Source organism: Vibrio sp. 1557 (genome assembly GCF_033340175.1).
Lineage (GTDB): Bacteria > Pseudomonadota > Gammaproteobacteria > Enterobacterales > Vibrionaceae > Vibrio > Vibrio alginolyticus.
This window is the reverse complement of the sequence record NZ_JAWOVZ010000002.1, coordinates 450,234-467,985: the sequence shown is the minus strand read 5'-3', so window position 1 is coordinate 467,985 and position 17,752 is coordinate 450,234. Positions and strand designations below refer to the sequence as shown.

13 protein-coding genes are annotated in these 17,752 nt (G+C 42.5%); 6 read left to right on the top strand and 7 right to left on the bottom strand.

Going from position 1 to position 17,752, the window contains the following annotated elements:
* Positions 1-10: 10 nt before the first annotated feature.
* Positions 11-3,151 carry an efflux RND transporter permease subunit gene (locus tag R7070_RS05560; protein WP_256900164.1) on the top strand — a complete coding sequence of 1,047 codons (3,141 nt, stop codon included), beginning with the start codon at positions 11-13 and terminating at the stop codon, positions 3,149-3,151.
* 145 nt (positions 3,152-3,296) lie between these two features.
* On the top strand, positions 3,297-4,226 hold the full coding sequence (locus R7070_RS05555) for a LysR family transcriptional regulator (protein ID WP_025768139.1): 930 nt from the start codon (positions 3,297-3,299) through the stop codon (positions 4,224-4,226).
* A 1,240-nt stretch (positions 4,227-5,466) separates the two neighbouring features.
* Here the strand turns inward: R7070_RS05555 and R7070_RS05550 are convergent.
* Positions 5,467-6,357: a LysR family transcriptional regulator gene (locus R7070_RS05550; RefSeq protein ID WP_170897336.1), complete on the bottom strand. Its 891-nt coding sequence runs from the start codon at positions 6,355-6,357 to the stop codon at positions 5,467-5,469.
* A gap of 112 nt (positions 6,358-6,469) precedes the next feature.
* Between R7070_RS05550 and eamB the strand changes: the two genes are divergently transcribed.
* The 3 genes from eamB to queC all read left to right on the top strand — a co-directional run bounded on the left by eamB (position 6,470) and on the right by queC (position 8,428).
* Positions 6,470-7,054 carry a cysteine/O-acetylserine transporter gene (gene eamB, locus R7070_RS05545; RefSeq protein ID WP_025768137.1) on the top strand — a complete coding sequence of 195 codons (585 nt, stop codon included), beginning with the start codon at positions 6,470-6,472 and terminating at the stop codon, positions 7,052-7,054.
* A gap of 308 nt (positions 7,055-7,362) precedes the next feature.
* The gene (locus R7070_RS05540; RefSeq protein ID WP_025768136.1) at positions 7,363-7,704 is read left to right on the top strand and encodes a helix-turn-helix domain-containing protein; all 342 of its coding nucleotides are present in this window, start codon (positions 7,363-7,365) and stop codon (positions 7,702-7,704) included.
* Between the two features lie 67 nt (positions 7,705-7,771).
* Positions 7,772-8,428: a 7-cyano-7-deazaguanine synthase QueC gene (queC, locus tag R7070_RS05535; protein WP_005377298.1), complete on the top strand. Its 657-nt coding sequence runs from the start codon at positions 7,772-7,774 to the stop codon at positions 8,426-8,428.
* A 310-nt stretch (positions 8,429-8,738) separates the two neighbouring features.
* Here the strand turns inward: queC and queE are convergent, their stop codons facing one another.
* Complete coding sequence (gene queE / locus R7070_RS05530) at positions 8,739-9,389, bottom strand: 7-carboxy-7-deazaguanine synthase QueE (protein WP_005377296.1); 651 nt, start codon at positions 9,387-9,389, stop codon at positions 8,739-8,741.
* A gap of 216 nt (positions 9,390-9,605) precedes the next feature.
* Here queE and R7070_RS05525 point away from each other — a divergent pair, with 216 nt between their 5' ends.
* Complete coding sequence (locus tag R7070_RS05525) at positions 9,606-10,415, top strand: Cof-type HAD-IIB family hydrolase (protein WP_054866167.1); 810 nt, start codon at positions 9,606-9,608, stop codon at positions 10,413-10,415.
* Positions 10,416-10,575: 160 nt separating this feature from the next.
* Here the strand turns inward: R7070_RS05525 and R7070_RS05520 are convergent, their stop codons facing one another.
* From R7070_RS05520 to prpF, 5 genes are all read right to left on the bottom strand, one after another.
* On the bottom strand, positions 10,576-12,021 hold the full coding sequence (locus R7070_RS05520; protein ID WP_005388193.1) for a bifunctional NUDIX hydrolase/phosphatase PAP2 family protein: 1,446 nt from the start codon (positions 12,019-12,021) through the stop codon (positions 10,576-10,578).
* Between the two features lie 385 nt (positions 12,022-12,406).
* Positions 12,407-13,738 (bottom strand): trypsin-like serine protease, encoded by a 1,332-nt coding sequence (locus tag R7070_RS05515; RefSeq protein WP_318141162.1) that lies wholly within the window; start codon positions 13,736-13,738, stop codon positions 12,407-12,409.
* 191 nt (positions 13,739-13,929) lie between these two features.
* Positions 13,930-14,409, bottom strand: a complete 480-nt coding sequence (locus R7070_RS05510; RefSeq protein WP_005377290.1) for a GNAT family N-acetyltransferase — start codon at positions 14,407-14,409, stop codon at positions 13,930-13,932.
* Positions 14,410-14,598: 189 nt separating this feature from the next.
* Positions 14,599-16,476, bottom strand: a complete 1,878-nt coding sequence (locus R7070_RS05505) for a propionyl-CoA synthetase (RefSeq protein WP_005377288.1) — start codon at positions 16,474-16,476, stop codon at positions 14,599-14,601.
* 77 nt (positions 16,477-16,553) lie between these two features.
* Complete coding sequence (gene prpF, locus R7070_RS05500) at positions 16,554-17,750, bottom strand: 2-methylaconitate cis-trans isomerase PrpF (protein ID WP_318141161.1); 1,197 nt, start codon at positions 17,748-17,750, stop codon at positions 16,554-16,556.
* Between the last annotated feature and the right edge of the window lie 2 nt (positions 17,751-17,752).

Sequence of the window (17,752 nt, the reverse complement as noted above, 5' to 3'; positions counted from 1 at the left end):
AGACAACCGAATGAAATTTGCACACTTTTTTATTCAAAGACCCATATTTGCCTCTATGTTATCGCTATTGATATTAATAGTAGGCGCAATTTCACTTTTACAGTTGCCTGTGAGTGAATATCCAGAGGTTGTCCCTCCTACAGTGGTAGTTACAGCAAACTATCCTGGTGCGAACCCAAAAGTAATCGCAGAAACAGTTGCTACGCCTCTGGAGCAAGAAATTAATGGTACAGAAAACATGTTATATATGTTTTCGCAGGCAACCAGTGACGGCAGAATGACATTGACCGTAACCTTTGCTTTAGGTACGGACTTGGACAAAGCTCAGGTTCAAATTCAAAACCGCGTCACTACAGCTTTGCCCCGATTACCAGAAGCCGTCCAACGGTTAGGAGTTGTTGCCGAAAAAGCCTCTCCTGATCTCACTATGGTTGTGCATATATATTCTCCAGATTCTAGCCGTGAAGTCAGTTATTTAGCTAACTACGCTAATTTAAACTTGAAAGATGAGATAGCTCGGCTCGGAGGCGTTGGTGATGTGCGCCTTTTCGGTGGTGATGAGTACTCAATGCGCTTGTGGTTAAATCCAGATGAGCTCGCTTCTAGAAATCTAACCGTAATGGACGTTGTCTCAGCCGTCCGATCTCAAAACCAACAGGTGGCAGCAGGCTCATTAGGTGCGCAACCAGCCGCTAATGAAAACCAATTCCAAGTTTTGTTGAACGTAAAGGGCCGTTTGGAGAATATTGATGAATTCAACGACATTGTAGTAAAAGTTGACGAAACAGGGGCTTTGACGCGTCTTAAAGACGTTGCACGCGTAGAGCTAGGTCAAAACTCTTATGCACTGCGCGCCTTGTTAAATGGTAAACCAGCGGTGGCGATGCCCGTATTCCAACGCCCTGGTGCTAATGCTATTGAGCTATCTAATCAGGTTCGTTCAACCATGGACCGTTTACAAACAGCCTTTCCAGCTGGAGTTTCATATGAAATAGCCTACGACCCGACCGTCTTTGTTCGTGGTTCGATAGACGCGGTGGTTCATACTCTGCTAGAGGCAATTGTACTTGTTGTTGTCGTAGTCATTTTGTTTTTGCAAACATGGCGCGCGTCTATCATCCCTATCATTGCGGTGCCTGTTTCATTAATCGGTACGTTCGCCGTAATGCAAATGCTTGGAGTATCGATTAACACGCTTTCGTTGTTTGGGCTTGTTCTCGCCATAGGCATCGTCGTCGATGACGCCATTGTCGTCGTCGAAAACGTGGAACGGAACATCCATAATGGACTTGCACCACTAGAAGCAACGAAACAAGCAATGACCGAAGTTACCGGGCCAATTATTGCAATTGCTTTAGTGTTATGTGCGGTGTTCATCCCGACGACCTTTATTACAGGGTTATCCGGTCAGTTTTATAAGCAGTTCGCACTAACAATTACGATCTCGACGATTATTTCAGCAATTAACTCGTTGACGTTATCGCCTGCTTTATCAGCACTGCTATTACAAGATAAGAACGCAAAACCCGATCGGCTAACCAAGCTCTTGGATGCGGTTTTTGGTAAGTATGTTTTTGCGCCATTCAATAGAATTTTTGAGTATAGCTCGAACCAATATCAAGCTCTGGTCAAGAAGCTGATTCGCTTTAGCCTTGTTGTTGTGGTGGTATACATTGCGTTACTCGGGGGAACGGTTTCTCTATTCAAAGCGGTTCCTGGGGGATTCATTCCTCAACAAGATAAGCAGTATTTAGTTGCGATCGCCCAACTTCCAGATGCAGCAAGTTTAGATAGAACAGAGTCCGTTATTAAAGAAATGGAAAACCTCGCGCTGGCAACACCTGGCGTAGCACAAACGATTTCTTTCCCAGGCTTATCGGTTAATGGTTTTACTAACAGTCCGAATAGTGGCATCGTTTTTGTTACGCTTGAGGACTTCGATAAACGAAATGATCCAACTCTCGGAGCAAATGCGATTGTTGCATCTTTGAATAAGAGCTTTTCAATCATTGATGAAGCCTTCGTTGCGATTTTTCCACCACCACCAATCCAAGGACTTGGCTCAACTGGCGGCTTTAAGCTTCAAATCGAAGACCGTGCGAACAAGGGGTTTGATGAGCTCTTCAAGCAATTGAACTTGGTAATAAGTGAGGCATCAACAAGACCCGAGCTGATGGGATTATATTCCACATTTCGTATACAAGTGCCGCAGATGGACATCCAAATAGATCGTGAACAAGCGATGCTGCAAGGTGTTCCTCTAGAGCAGGTTTTTGATGCGCTTCAAGTTTATTTAGGATCATTATACGTCAATGACTTCAATATGTTTGGTAGAACATACAAAGTGAATGCCCAGGCAGACATGAACTATCGTCTCGAACCTGACCAAATACTTAACTACAAAGTAAGAAATGCTGCCGGACAAATGGTTCCTCTCGGCGCTGTACTGGAGATCATACCCACGATTGGGCCTGACCGCGTGATGCACTATAACGGCTACCCTAGTGCAGAACTAAACGGCAGTCCTGCTTTTGGTTACAGTTCAGATCAAGCCCAAACGGCTATTGAGGAAGTACTGGATAAAAACCTAGCAGAGGGAATGGTTTATGAATGGACTGATGTAACCTACCAGAAGATTTTGGCTGGTAACACGATGGTGTATATATTCCCACTTGTTGTTTTGTTAGTTTTCATGGTGCTAGCTTCGCAGTACGAGAGTTTAAAACTGCCATTCGCTATCATTTTGATCGTTCCTATGACCATTTTTTCTGCACTAGCAGGTGTTTGGTTCATTGGTGGTGACAACAATATATTCACACAAATTGCTTTGATTGTCCTTGTGGCTCTAGCGTGTAAAAATGCCATCTTGATGGTGGAGTTCGCTAAAGAACTTAAAGACAATGGCCAAGATACCTTATCAGCGATTTTGGAAGCATGTCGTTTACGTCTTCGGCCGATTCTAATGACATCAATTGCATTTACCGCTGGTGTTATTCCATTAATGATTGGTACAGGGGCCGGAGCGGAAATGCGACAAGCAATGGGTATTGCCGTATTCTCGGGTATGGTAGGCGTAACGGTATTTGGATTACTACTCACACCTGTTTTTTATATGTTAGTCAGTCGAAACAAAAAACGTCAAACACTATAACCATAATATAAATACTCATTTAAATTCATACTAAAGGGAGCTATTGCTCCCTTTTCTTTTGGTTATTAAGTATATTAATAATTTCTAGACAGAGCAGCAGTTATACATGAAACTAATACGCTAATATCTAACTTGGATAAACATTGTGGATTTAGCAAATAAACTACACCTGCTTTTAGAAGTCTCTAAAGCTGGATCTTTTGCAAAAGCAGCAGATGGGATGAATATCGACCGCTCTGTTTTATCTAAACACATCAAGCAGTTAGAAGAGCACTTAGGCGTTAGGCTATTAAACAGAACGACTCGCTCTCTTTCATTAACACAAGTAGGCAAGCAAATAGTAGAAAAAGCAGACCAAATATCTCAACTCCTTGATGATACTCAACAAATAGCGGAGAACTTTCAGACTGAGCCTTCAGGGAAAGTACGAATTTCAAGCTCAACATTATTTGGAAAACTCTATCTACAACCTTCGATAGAGAAGTTTTTACATAAGTACCCAAAAGCAAGTGTTGAACTAATGCTAGATGATCTTCATGTAGACGTGATTAGAAGTAATTTTGATATTGCTTTTCGAATCGGACCTATGAGGGATTCATCAATGGTAGCAAGAAAATTAGCAAAAAATACGACTGCAATCATTGCTTCTCGAAATTTAATTGAAAAACATGGTAACCCAGAAACGCCTGATGAGTTAGTTAAGCTACCTTTTATTATTTATTCAAATGGTAATTTTATTGTCGATAAACTTAAATTCTACGACAAAGCAAAATCAGATGGTTTAGATACATACCCAATATCAGGGTCATACATGGTAAATGAAGCTGAGCTAATAATTGAAAGCGTAAAGTCAGGTCTGGGCGCAGCACTTATAGGTCAATTTATGCTTCCTAACAACCTAGAGTCTTCTAATTTAGTTCAACTTTTACCAGAATATGAAACTCAAGATTTTGGTGATATTTATGCCATGTACTCACACCGTCAGCAATCACCATTGGTTAGGGCATTCATTGATATCGTTCAAGAAGAAATAGGCATACCACCAATATGGGAAAAGCATTTCAATAAAAGCTAGGTGATTCTATTTAACCAAAATTAACAGTAAATAAAAATCAAATAAAATCAATAATTTAAAACAGGAACATTTAAAATTCATAGAAGTTTAATGTTAAGTGAATTAAGTTCCATTCTAAATGGCGCTTAATTCACTAAATATAAAACATTCTTGATTTATAATACTAACAAATCCATCACCTATACAAGTTACGATGTATATTAAAGAAAAACACACCTCGGTCACTAGTTTGTTAGTATATAAAATATCTTATCTTATTTTTTTGGTTATTTATACGTTAGCAACGATTTATTTTAGCGTACAAATGGACAAAAGCACATCGGAGAACTCTCTTATAGAAATGACTCAAATAGCATTTGTGCTTTTTTCATCGTTAATGTGTTTGTATAAATCTAAGGAATATCTTGAACTCAAACACATATTAGTAATAATGTCTTCATTTTTTATGGTTATATTCGTTAGAGAAATGGACTACCACATAGAGCAGTATTTTCCTCACGGTTCATGGAAGTACCCTGCTTGGATTATAATAGTCTCGGTCTGTTATTTTTGTTTTAATAACATAGTTAACATAAAAAATGAGGTAAAATTTTTCATTTCTCATTCTAGCTTCACGACATTAACAATTGGATTTTTCATTGTTTTCTTATTCTCACGCTTTGCAGGGTATGGTGATTTTTGGGTCGAGTTCATGGGGAACTCATACAATAGAGATGTGAAAAACTTGGTTGAAGAAAGCTTAGAGTTACTAGGTTACGCGATACTTTTAAACGGTGTTTTACTTATTAAAGTAGAAAATCACTAAGTATAAATAAGAGTTCAGAGCTTGTAGTTCAAGCTTTGAACTTTTTGGTTAAAAAAAAGCAGCAAATTATATTTGCTGCAAATGATGAAAAAAACAATATGCGTAAGTTAACTTCCTAGCAATGGATGCGTTAACGAGTTAATAATAACGAACCGTAACAATTAAGTCTCGTTGAAAATAATCCATAAAGAATGGCATTTATTACACTGTTAATTATGTAACCTTATCTAATCTAGTTATCACACGCCGTCGTTTTTATATCTTATCTCTTTCCGTCAATAAATAGCTCTTCACCTCAGATCCCATTTATCATCCCACAACAGTCGGATTCACAACAAAGCAATAAAAATCAATAAATTATAAGTAGCCACTTAAAAAGTAAAAAGGAGTAAAAACGAAACTATGTCAGATAGAACATATTAAAGATCACCGACTCTAAGTAGAAAACCGTTCATACTCGTTACGCATACAATCAATAAAGACTTCCATCGCCGGCGTCACACACTTCCCAGCATGATAAGCACAGAGTGGCTTGATCATCTGTGAAAACTCGGTGAATTCAAGCTCTTGTAAACTGCCCTCTTGCAACTCTTTTTCAACCGTAAAACGAGGTAAGTAAGAGATACCAATATTACTCTCAACGCAATTTTTGATCGTATTAATACTGCTAAGTTCGATCATGTTGTCGATGCTAATATCACGCTCCTGAATAATGCTCTCAAACATCCGTCGAAAAAGGCACTTAGGGCCATTGCTTATAAACCCTAAATCAATATGTTGCTCTCTCTTCTTTAAATCTAGCCCTTTTAAAAGCGGTGAAGCAACCAATACCAGTGGCTCCTGCTCAAACTCGTGGACCTTGAGCGTATCGTCATTACCTACTCGATAAAACACACCTAAATCAGCTTTATCCGCTATCAACTCATCTCGAATCTGATAGCAATTTTGTGATTGCAGAGAGAGTCGGACATTGGGCGCCCTGATCCTGAACTCTTTTAAAACATTAGCCATCTTATAAGCAAGTTGAGTCTCAGCAACCAGCACTTTCAATTCACCGGTCGGCTCCGAGTTTTCTTGCTGTGCTGTTCCCTCAATATTTTCCATCACTCGCGCCAGTTCATAGACGTAAGGCAGTATCTTTTCTCCTGCTTGAGTCAAAACCATCTTACGCCCTATTTTTTCGAACAGCTGCAAAGACAGATCTTGTTCCAACTGCTTGATTTGAAAGGTGACGGTTGATTGCGTGCAATAAAGCTTCTGTGACGCTTTTAGAAACGATCCTTCTTCAACAATAGCTTTAAAAGTAAGAAAGCGTTTTAGATTCATGACTAGACTCCACAACCAACAGTTCAATAAATTAAAAGTCTAAGTTTTAATTTATTCAATTTTTTAATCAATTGTAGCGAAGTATAGTGCAGTAAAAACAGGAGAGATAGAGATGACCGCCATCTACACCGCATTTTTTACTTACGTAATCATTACTTCAATTACACCAGGGCCAAACAACATTTTATCGCTCAGCATCGCGACGCAATATGGACTAAAACGCTCTACAAAAGTGATTTCGGGGATGTTTTGTGGCTATGTTGTTTTGATGCTACTTTGTGGCGCTTTCACGTATAACATGATCAGCCTCTTGCCCGTGATTACACCTTGGCTAACATGGATTGGAGCAGCTTACATTGTTTGGTTGGCTTGGGGGCTTGCTACGAGTGAGATCAAAACTTCATCGGATAATTCTAAAGGTATCAGTTTCTTAACAGGTTTAGGTTTGCAGTTCGTTAATGTGAAAATCATTCTTTATGGAATTACCTCTATTTCTACGTTCGTACTGCCCCACACTCAGAATATCTACTGGATCTTAGCGACTAGCCTCATTCTTGCTTTGATCGCACTTCTTAGCAACGTAGTTTGGGCCGTTGCAGGAAAGCTACTTCAATCGCAATTCCAGAGATATGGCAAAGTCATCAATATGAGCTTAGCAGCAGCTCTGATCTATTGTGCGACACAGTTATTTACTTAAGTATATAGTTGATCATCAAGAACAATATTGCTCTTCAACTTAGACGACTACGTTTATGTGAAGAGCAAATTCTGCTCTACAAATCGCTGCGGTTTCTCGTGCCCTTACTCGCTCCTCCCGCGCCTCCATACGGCAGTTTTTGAAGAAGTAGATTCAACGTCACTTAATCAACCTAAAGATACGAAATCTTGTTTAGCTATACATACACGGCCTTGGCGACCTCGGCAATAACTAAGCATTACTTAGTATACACAAATCAGAAAAACTAAGATAATCTTAGTCATCCAAGTCCTTCGTATGAACTTTAAGTGTTGTTTAATAACCCACTCCCAGCCCGCCTTAAGCATGCGCGTAAACAAGCGAATCTGTCCCAAAAAGCACTGGGCATCCGTATCGGCATGGATGATAGTTCTGCAAGTGCAAGGATGAACCAATACGAAAGGGAGCGCCATACTCCCGACGTAAAAACGCTCAAACTTATCGCAGATGAGCTAAACGTACCTCTAAACTATTTTTTTTGTGAAGATGAAATCACCGCTGAACTTGCTGTGAATCTCCACAAGCTGTCAAATGATGACAAGCAAAGAGTGCTTGAGAGCACAGCCCAGTTGATTGCGGACGCAATCGCTACGAACAAGTCGAGTACGTAATTGGGATTAAACGCCTAAGAATACGTATCAATACCAAAGAATCAAAGAGCATAACTAAGGGTTCAACATGGCTACAACAAAAGCACTTGTGGTTTTTTCCGGTGGGCAGGACTCTACGACCTGCTTAATCGATGCATTAAATACATATGATGAGGTTCATGCTATAACGTTTGATTATGGCCAGCGTCATTCAGATGAAATAGATATCGCTATCGAATTAGGTAAGCAACTTAACATCAAAAGCCACAAAGTCCTGGATGTAAAATCAATTAATGAGTTAGCGATAAGCTCGCTGACAAGAGACAACATTCCGGTATCTAATGACTTAAGCGACGCTAACGTACCCAATACATTCGTTCCAGGGAGAAACATCCTCTTTCTTACTTACGCATGTATCCATGCTTACCAGCTTGGTATTCAAGACATCATTACGGGAGTTTGCGAAACAGACTTTAGTGGTTACCCTGACTGCCGAGACAACTTTATTCGCTCTCTAAATCTCTCTTGCAATTTAGGTATGGATAAAGCCTTCAATATTAAGACTCCTTTAATGTGGCTTACTAAAGCAGAGACCTGGGCTCTAGCTGATAAGCACAATATGTTGGAGTTTGTCCAAAACAATACGTTAACATGTTACAACGGAATCGTTGGTAAAGGCTGTGGTGAATGCCCAGCGTGCCTACTGCGACAAAGCGGCTTAGAAGAATACTTAGCGAGCAAATAGTCTTTGTTAGCGGTAATAGCGCTGGGATAAAACCTTTTGCGTTAGCTTCTAAACGTTTTATCTCAGCGTGAAACTCCAGCCAACAGAGCTTTATTTTGATGCCGCCAGATTGGTGGCATCAATTAAATGCGAAACGATTGTCGAACCAAAGATAGCACTACACCACAACAGCCAACACTGCTTAGCTTTTACAACGCTATAAATTGCTTAGATATATCGACAATGTTTCGATAGCAAAGCTACCAACGGCATTACTCGCGAAACCGGGATTAGATAGAAAAGCTACCTCGAATGATGACGAGTCTCTCGTCTAAGCAATACTCAAATATTTATGAGTTTGAACAGACAAACGCCAATTGCGGGCAATACACGTATCAATACACAATTGCGTAGCACGAGGCTTCTGGCTAATTGGTTGTAGTGCAATGATAGTCTCAGCCGCTACGTTCGCATTTGCTAAAAGATCATCAAGGTGGTCGATGTCTTTCTGGGTACCGACTGGATGCTTAATCTCATTTGCCCGCTCTAACGCGCTATTAAGCACTGGTAATTTACCTTTCATTGCTACTTTTGGTGACACTGTCACCCACGTATTTTCTGAAGTAATCACTTCTGATGTGCCACTGGTTTCAATTTGGCATTGGCACCCCATATCTTCAAACGCCTTTGTTAAAGGGCGCAGATCATAAATACAAGGCTCTCCACCAGTAATCACGATATGCTTAGCATTAAAGCCTTGCTGTTGATATTGCTCTACGATGTTCTCGGCAGATGCAACACACCACGTCGGAGAGTCTTCCGTTTTCACCAGAATATCGCCTATTTGACGTTGATCATTCTCATCTGCATACCACGTTTGTTTGGTATCGCACCATGAGCAACCAACCGGACACTCTTGAAGCCGAACAAAAACAGCAGGGACTCCAGTAAAAACCCCTTCCCCTTGGATGGTTTCAAACATCTCATTTAGCTTATACAACGCAGAACTCACTCAACTCATAACATTTCGAGGCGAAGACCATAATGGACACGCGTGTCTAGGTCAATTTAAACCAAAAATTAATTGTTAAAATAGACCATTTTGTAGTTTCATAGCGTAATGAATATAGGTTTCTGGTTAACGTTAAACCAAGCCTTATTCACTGACAGCTCCCAAAAAACTTTAAGGTAAGAAATGATGTATAAACTGATCGCACTAGATATGGATGGCACGCTACTCAATAGTGATAAAGCCATTTCTGAAGAAAACAAACAAGCGATCGCAAAAGCTCGAGAAGCAGGCGTTACTGTCGTTCTCGCTTCTGGTCGCCCATTAGAAGGAATGCAAGACAAGCTCGACGAACTGAATATCCATTCCGATCGAGATTTTGTTCTTTACTACAACGGTTCGATGGTCAAGAACGTAGGCACAAACGACATCATCCACCAGCAAATCATAGATGGTAAAGCTGCAAAATTGGTGGCGCGAAAAGCCGAAGAGCTAGGTGCGTACGTCCATGCTTTTAGTCAAGTTCATGGTTTAATCACCAACGAACACAACCCTTACACCGATATTGAAGCAAAGATAAATGGCTTAAATGTCACCGAGATGAACTTCGAATCACTAGAAGACGATCATCCAATCATCAAAGCTATGATGGTTGCAGAGCCAAGCAAACTAACAGAAGTTATAGCAGCACTGCCAGCTGAAATGCGCGAAGCGTTTACGGTTGTTCAAAGCGCTCCGTTTTTCCTTGAGTTTCTTAACCCTGCGAGCAACAAAGGTATTGGTGTTGCCGCAATTGCCGAGTATCTGGGAATTAAACCGGAAGAAGTTATCTGTATGGGTGACGCAGAAAATGACCACCACATGCTGAAATACGCTGGCCTTGGTATCGCGATGGCAAATGCAATGGAAGAAACCAAGCAAATCGCTGACTACATTACGGCAAGTAATGATGAGCACGGTGTCGCTAAAGCTATAGAAAAGTTCGTGCTCGATGCATAGCCCTTTCCGCCATGTCTGTTGCGTTAAGCTTCTTACGTTTAACACCCCTAACCGTCCAAGATAGGCAAGCGGCGTTGTTCGTAGACTAAACGTGTAAAAGCCTTGCTGTAATGCAAGGCTTTGTTTTTACTCAAATACTAATAGATAACAAATACAGCCATCAATCTAGCAACGTTTTGCTCGGTTGGTTTTCACAAGTCAGCTTCCTTGCAAGCAGCATAAATAACAACATTAATAATGGATAATGTAACGTCGACAAGACTAATGACCACAAACCGCTAAACGATACGATATTAGCCGAGTACAAATAGAGTTGATCAACAAGCAACAATGCCAGCGTTACAAAGATCATCTGCCGAGTATCTAAATGTGCTTTCGACTCTTTAAATGTCATGACCAACGCTGATGCAGTGATTAAAATTGCTAGCCAGCGACCAAACACAGGTAATGGCCAGATGACAGAGATGACCGATGTTGCCGCAGTCATAATGAACCAGACGCCTTTTGAGCTTAGAACTTTATCAACGTTCACATCTTGATTTGTCTCCAGTCGAAGAACATGCCAAGCCACCAAGCTGCCTAACAGCGCGCCAAATAACATATCTAAAATAAAGGCACTGCCGAGGAAAAACTTACCTAACACCACAGTAAGAGTGATGAACACGAAGACTGCCGTTGTTCCATTCAAACCAAAATACTGGGTTCTATGAAACAAGAACGTCAGCACACAAAACCACACAGCGATAGGCAAGCTAGGAAAACTAAAGCCAAAGCTGTGCGTTAACTCCATCATTGGTATATAGACATGTGGGCGCGGTAGCGAAAAGCCTTGTTGAGCGACAAGCACCATAAGCGACGTTGCACTAATTGCGAAAAAGAGTCGGTACACAAACCGGCTACCAAAGCGCATCATGGCTAAAGGAAATAGAAAGAGTAGTACCGTCGGTTCTGTCAGATCTATAACGAGTTTCGAGATCTGACTAGCTACCTCGTAACTCGTTTCTGACAACGCCCCTACCCAACTCTGTAAATCTATCAGCCACGCCAATTCAACCTGACGAAATGAAGGCGCGGATTCGATCAACTGAGTCACATAAGATACTGATTGCTTGGTAGCTTGATCAAAAAACTGAGTGGCTTGTGGCCATTGCTCAGGATAACGATATAAAGATGATGGTAATTCAGATGGGCTAAGCAACATCGCTGACGCAACTTCTACTCCATAATGAGGGGCAAACCAAATAGGCAGTTCATTTCCACCTAAAGAATTATTCATAGAAAAAGCGATAATGTCAGAGTCTGATATACAGTCGTAAAAAACCGCAGTGTCCGTTCTGCCAAGCTCCTCTCCAACCGTAACCACTATACCGGTTTCTTCCCACGTTTCTCGTTGAGCAGCAACTTGTGGAGACTCACCATCAATGATGGTTCCGCCAGGTAGAGAAATCTTATCCGTTAATACTTCATGAACTAGCACTAACTTGTCATCAGCGCGAACAATACAGAGCGCTCCTTTAACTTCGCTCGCAGTGGCTTTAGCCGTAGAGATCGGTGAAACAGGTAACAAAATAAAACAAAGGATGAGTAATAACAGCTGTCTCAACACAAAATATGACCTTAAATAAACATAATGATAACCAATGAATCATGGCAGTTAATCTTATCTTTTTCGACAAAAATTAAGTAACGAGTTATGCCAAACTGAGTTGATCGCGTAAAACCTGATCTCAACGCTCACTGGAGAATAATTTAATGCAAACCTGACAAAAATCAGACAAAACATAAAATGTTGATCGCAATTCTGCCAGTTATATAAAGATAACGTCAGGAAAAAGTCATACACATTTTGTGGGTTCTCATAGTTGACACAATAAAAAAGGGCTTATTATTCGCAAACAATAAACCCCAGTTATGGTAACTATGTACTGATCGTTGAAACCAAGAATGAATCTTATCTCATGGTCAACGAATCAAATTCACTGGCCCGATCGTTAGTTAGACTTGCAATTCGCATCGCCGACTTTTTGCCAAACACCCCAAGGCCCTGAGTCTGCTGGATTATCACCTTGAGTCCACCACTGCGCTTGCCAAACTTTACCATTCCAAGTAACCGTATCTCCTTTGAGATACACTAAGCTGGCTTGCCATACAGTTTTACAGCTATCTGTGGGAGGCGTTGTCACCGTTTTCGCTTGAGCGGATACTAACGCTTGGTATTGTGTGCTGGTCTTATCAACGTTGAAGTTCAAAGCCAATCTTGCTTCTCCGCTCTGAATAGCACCAAATTCAACATCAATACGACAACTTGCATTCATTGCTAACGTCGCCTGAGAGCACTGATCATTGGCAATAACAGCTGCATCAGTAACACCCGAAGCAAACGCGCGAACATTTTCCACAGTGAAGGTGGTGTTCCCTGAATTCTGGATAACAAAGCTATGTTGCTGTAACTCCCCAACATTAAATGATGCCAGTGTCTGTTCGGTGGTGTATCCAACAGAAACATTCTCTTTTGGTGGTGTTACTGTTCCGATAACACCATCGACAAAATTGCGCATAGCAGCGATATCGCTATAAACCCCATACATACCAGGACGAGCACAACCTATTCCCCAACTGACCACACCAAGTTGAGTAATTACACCACTGCGATTGATGACGATTGGACCACCACTATCTCCCTGACAAGAATCTATCCCACCTTGAGGAATACCCGCACAGAATGACACTTCTCCAACCGTTGTGTAGTTGCCACCGGCTTGACGGCAAGTCATATCCGACACAAGTGGGACGTCAACCTCTTGCAATCGAGACGGAGAGCTTCCTCCTTCAGAAGTTCGCCCTAAGCCAGCAACACTGAGCCAATCTCCGATGCTCGCGTATTGCGTTAGACTGCCATTCGCAATCTCAACTGAAGAAACACCTTGAGGCACAGAGTCGAGCTTCAATACCGCGAGGTCATGAGAAAGCGTCGCGCGGCGATATGCCGGGTGCATATGGATCTCACTGACGTTTGCACGAACACCGTCACTACCGTTATAAACAACGCCACCGATTTTAACCGCTATCTGATTCGGAGAATCACCCTCAACACAATGCGCAGCAGTCAGGACGTAACCATTCCCGATATAACTGGCCCCACAATATGATCGGTTACCATAACGACTAACAATTTGGGTGTAGAATTTCCAGTCACGTGGGTCGGCAGTTACTCCGCCTACGATCTGGGGTTGGATAGTATGATTTTGCGTCTGTGACAAATCATCAGCACTTGCGAACATTGGCAAAACGGCTAAAGCAAGTAACGATTTTGTTAGTTTCAAAATATTGTCCTCTTGTTTTTGTAAGCACGATCCTCGTGCTACTAATAAACAAGCAGACAAAAACGCCGATACCAATGTGGGTGCATATCAATTTGTTAACATTGCGAGCAACTTATAGAGAAAAGTCTATTGACGAACTGAATGATTTCAATTCGATAGAACCTAAATCACAATATTAAAGTTAAATACGATTATTCGTTCAGCGGTTTTCTTAAATAGTGGATATGATGTGCAAATCCTTGTTTTTCATACAAAGATATTGCGCCCTGGTTAAAATGCCATACTTCAACAAACATCTGTTTTGCACCGTAATCAGAGAACGTTGACTCAATTTTATTAATCAATGCCTGCGCCGTACCTTGTTTTCGATATTCAGGCAGCACATAGAGCTCATCCACACTTCCCATCATAACTGGCTGGCTGACGGTAGAAATAAGTTCACAGAAGTGACCAGAGATAAAGCCAATAATTTCATCTCCTTGTTTTGCTACGTAAACAAGGCACTCAGGGTCGTCAATATATCGAGCAATGCTTTTTTCTTGTTCTATCTCCTCTGCCGTTTTGAAAAGCTCAGGAGATTGAAGATGATGCTCATCATGAAGCTCGAACATAAGATCGTTGAGCAACTCTAGGTCGCTAAAACACGCAGGTTTAATCGCAAACGTGGTCATACAAAGGGTCACTAAAAATGGAATGGCTGTAGTTTGTGAGGAAAACGTCGTATTGGCAAGTCACAAATGCTTTCACGATACGTTTGTACTGTTTGAACAACAAAAAGGCCCCTGCACTTAATAAACGTACAGAGGCAGAACCAACCAACAGAGTTCGAGGATCAGGGGTTAGTTAGAATTGAGTTTTTCTCAGCGTCGTAGCACTCGCTCAATTTCGTTCAAGCTACTTGGGTCATCAATCGTTGAGGGAACGGTGTATTTTTCACCATCAGCTATTTGACGTATAGTTCGACGCAAAATTTTACCTGAACGTGTTTTCGGTAAACGGTCTACAACCAACGCATGCTTGAAACAAGCAACTGCACCTATCTCACTACGCACTTTGCCAACAAGCTCACCTTCAAGGTCTAGCTCATCCACTTTGACGCCGTCTTTCAGTACAACAAAACCAAGTGGAAGCTGACCTTTTAGATCATCGTGGATACCAACCACCGCACATTCTGCAATCGCTGGGTGGCCTCCTACTATTTCTTCCATTTCACCTGTCGACAATCGGTGTCCCGCGACATTAATCACGTCATCAATACGTCCCATAATAAACAGGTAACCGTCTTCATCCAGATAGCCACCATCACCTGACACGTAGTAGCCTGGGAATTGGCTAAGATAACCAGTTTCAAAACGGTCATGATTACGCCAAACCGTTGGCAGACAACTTGGTGGTAGCGGACGTTTTAATGCGACAAAGCCTTGTTGGTTAGGCCCGACAGCCTCTCCAAGTTCATTCAGAATTTCGACCTGATAACCCGGAATGGGCTTCGTCGAAGAACCAGCTTTAACTGGCATCATTTCGACACCTGTCGGGTTGCCAGCGATGGCCCAGCCCGTCTCGGTTTGCCACCAGTGGTCAATAACGGGCTTGTCCGCTTTGCTCTGAACCCACTCCAGTGTCGGAGGGTCAAGGCGTTCTCCCGCCATAAAGATGGTTTTCAGATTCGACAAGTCGTGCTGTTTTAAGTGCTCGCCTTCCGGGTCCTCTTTCTTAATCGCACGAAACGCCGTTGGTGCAGAGAACAACGCATCTACTTTATATTCATCACACACTCGCCAAAATGCGCCAGGATCCGGTGTTCGAACAGGCTTGCCTTCGAATAGGATAGTAGTGCAACCGTGAATCAGTGGAGCGTAAACAATGTAAGAGTGCCCTACTACCCAGCCCACATCAGATGCCGCCCAAAAGACGCCATCTTGAGGAATGTTATAGATTGCGCTCATGGAGTACTTCATCGCGACAGCATGGCCACCGTTATCACGCACAACGCCTTTCGGCTTACCTGTCGTGCCCGATGTATAAAGTATGTAGAGCGGATCGGTTGCTAACACCGGAACACAACCATGTGGCAGCGCTTGTTTGTACTCTCGCTGCCAATCTAAGTCTCTTTCTTGGTTTAGCTCAGCGTCGCACTCTGGACGTTGGAAAACAAACACTTTCTCAGGCTTCCAACGGCTGTCCATAATGGCTTTGTCTACCATTGGTTTGTATGGAATGACTTTGTTGATCTCAATCCCGCACGACGCCGTCATGATCACTTTCGGCTCTGCATCTTCAATTCGTACAGCAAGCTCATTAGGTGCAAAACCACCGAATACTACGGAATGAATCGCCCCCAAACGCGCGCAGGCAAGCATCGCCATTGCGGCTTCTGGGATCATCGGCATATAAATAACGACTCGGTCGCCTTTTTCAACACCTTGAGCAGACAGCATGCCAGCAATTTTTGCTACTTGGTCACGTAGGTCGCTATAGGTGTACGTGGCTTTACGACCTGTCACTGGCGAGTCATAAATGAGTGCAGTATTATCACCGCGTCCTTGCTCGCAATGGTAATCTAATGCTAACCAGCACGTATTCATTACACCATCTGGAAACCAACGTTCTATGCCGTTTTCATCAGATTTCAAGATAGTTTTAGGAGATTCAAACCAATCGAGATTCTCCGCTTGAGCGCGCCAAAAACTCTCCGGTTCATTCTTCGCCCATAAGTATTCTTTTTCGTATGAAGACATATTGCTTCCTCCAGTATGTCCTGACATTGCTCTCGTTCTACTCAAAGATCGCTCTTTTAATCCAAAGATCGTCTCTTTTAATCGAAGACATAGAAGGGTACACGCACAAATCCCTCCATCAGTATTCTCGCACTTCGGCTCATAATGGCTTTTTGCACCATCCAGCCCTGCTCAGTTTGCTTCGCTTGTGCCCCAACTTTTAACGTTCCTGACGGGTGACCAAAAGTCACGGACTCTTTTTCACCGCCACCAGCGGCTAAATTCACTAACGTTCCGGGCACACACGCAGCAGAAGCAATAGCAACGGCTGCTGTTCCCATCATTGCATGATGTAGCTTGCCCATCGACAGCGCGCGAACGAGCACATCAATATCCGACTCATTAACGGCTTTACCACTTGAAGACAGGTAACTTTTCGGTTTAGAAACAAACGCTATTTTCGGCGTATGTTGGCGTGTTTGAGCTTCTTCTAAATCAGAAATCAGGCCCATTTTTAACGCACCATATGCCCGGATGGATTCGAACATCGCTAATGCTGTGTCATCGTTGTTGACATCGTCTTGCAGCTCAGTGCCCTGATATCCTATCGATTCAGCATCAATAAAAATGGTTGGTATGCCCGCGTTAATAAAGGTCGCGTTGAACGTACCCACGTCCGGTACCACTAAATCATCGACTAAGTTGCCTGTTGGGAACATGCTGCCTTCGCCATCAGAAGGGTCAACGAAATCGACTTGAATCTCAGCGGCTGGAAACGTCACGCCATCAAGCTCAAACTCTCCGGTTTCTTGGACGAAACCATTGACGATTGGCACGTGAATCAAGATGGTTTTGCTGATGTTCACCTGCCAAACACGCACCGTCACAATTCCATTTTCTGGAATGCGGTCTTGTGGGATCAAACCAGCATGAATGGCGAAAGGACCGACAGCGGCAGACAAGTTGCCGCAGTTACCGCTCCAATCGACGAATGGTTTGTCGATCGACACTTGGCCAAATAAGTAGTCAACATCGTGATCGGCTCTGCTGCTGCGCGAAACAATCACTGTTTTACTGGTGCTTGACGTCGCGCCCCCCATACCATCAATTTGCTTCGCGTACGGATCAGGGCTGCCAATAACACGTAACAACAGTTTGTCACGTGCGGCTCCAGCCACTTGCGCTTCTTGAGGCAAATCCTCTAGGTTGAAAAAGACACCTTTACTCGTGCCGCCACGCATGTACGTCGCGGGCACTTTTATTTGGCTTGTTTGATTCGGAGTATTATTTGACATAC

Excerpts from the sequence above, each read along its gene's own strand:
- R7070_RS05505 (WP_005377288.1), bottom strand. The coding sequence starts at position 16,476 with ATGTCTTCATACGAAAAAGAATACTTATGGGCGAAGAATGAACCGGAG.
- queC (WP_005377298.1), top strand. The coding sequence starts at position 7,772 with ATGGCTACAACAAAAGCACTTGTGGTTTTTTCCGGTGGGCAGGACTCT.
- R7070_RS05550 (WP_170897336.1), bottom strand. The coding sequence starts at position 6,357 with ATGAATCTAAAACGCTTTCTTACTTTTAAAGCTATTGTTGAAGAAGGA.
- R7070_RS05510 (WP_005377290.1), bottom strand. The coding sequence starts at position 14,409 with ATGACCACGTTTGCGATTAAACCTGCGTGTTTTAGCGACCTAGAGTTG.
- R7070_RS05560 (WP_256900164.1), top strand. The coding sequence starts at position 11 with ATGAAATTTGCACACTTTTTTATTCAAAGACCCATATTTGCCTCTATG.
- eamB (WP_025768137.1), top strand. The coding sequence starts at position 6,470 with ATGACCGCCATCTACACCGCATTTTTTACTTACGTAATCATTACTTCA.
- prpF (WP_318141161.1), bottom strand. The coding sequence starts at position 17,750 with ATGTCAAATAATACTCCGAATCAAACAAGCCAAATAAAAGTGCCCGCG.
- R7070_RS05525 (WP_054866167.1), top strand. The coding sequence starts at position 9,606 with ATGTATAAACTGATCGCACTAGATATGGATGGCACGCTACTCAATAGT.
- queE (WP_005377296.1), bottom strand. The coding sequence starts at position 9,389 with ATGTTTGAAACCATCCAAGGGGAAGGGGTTTTTACTGGAGTCCCTGCT.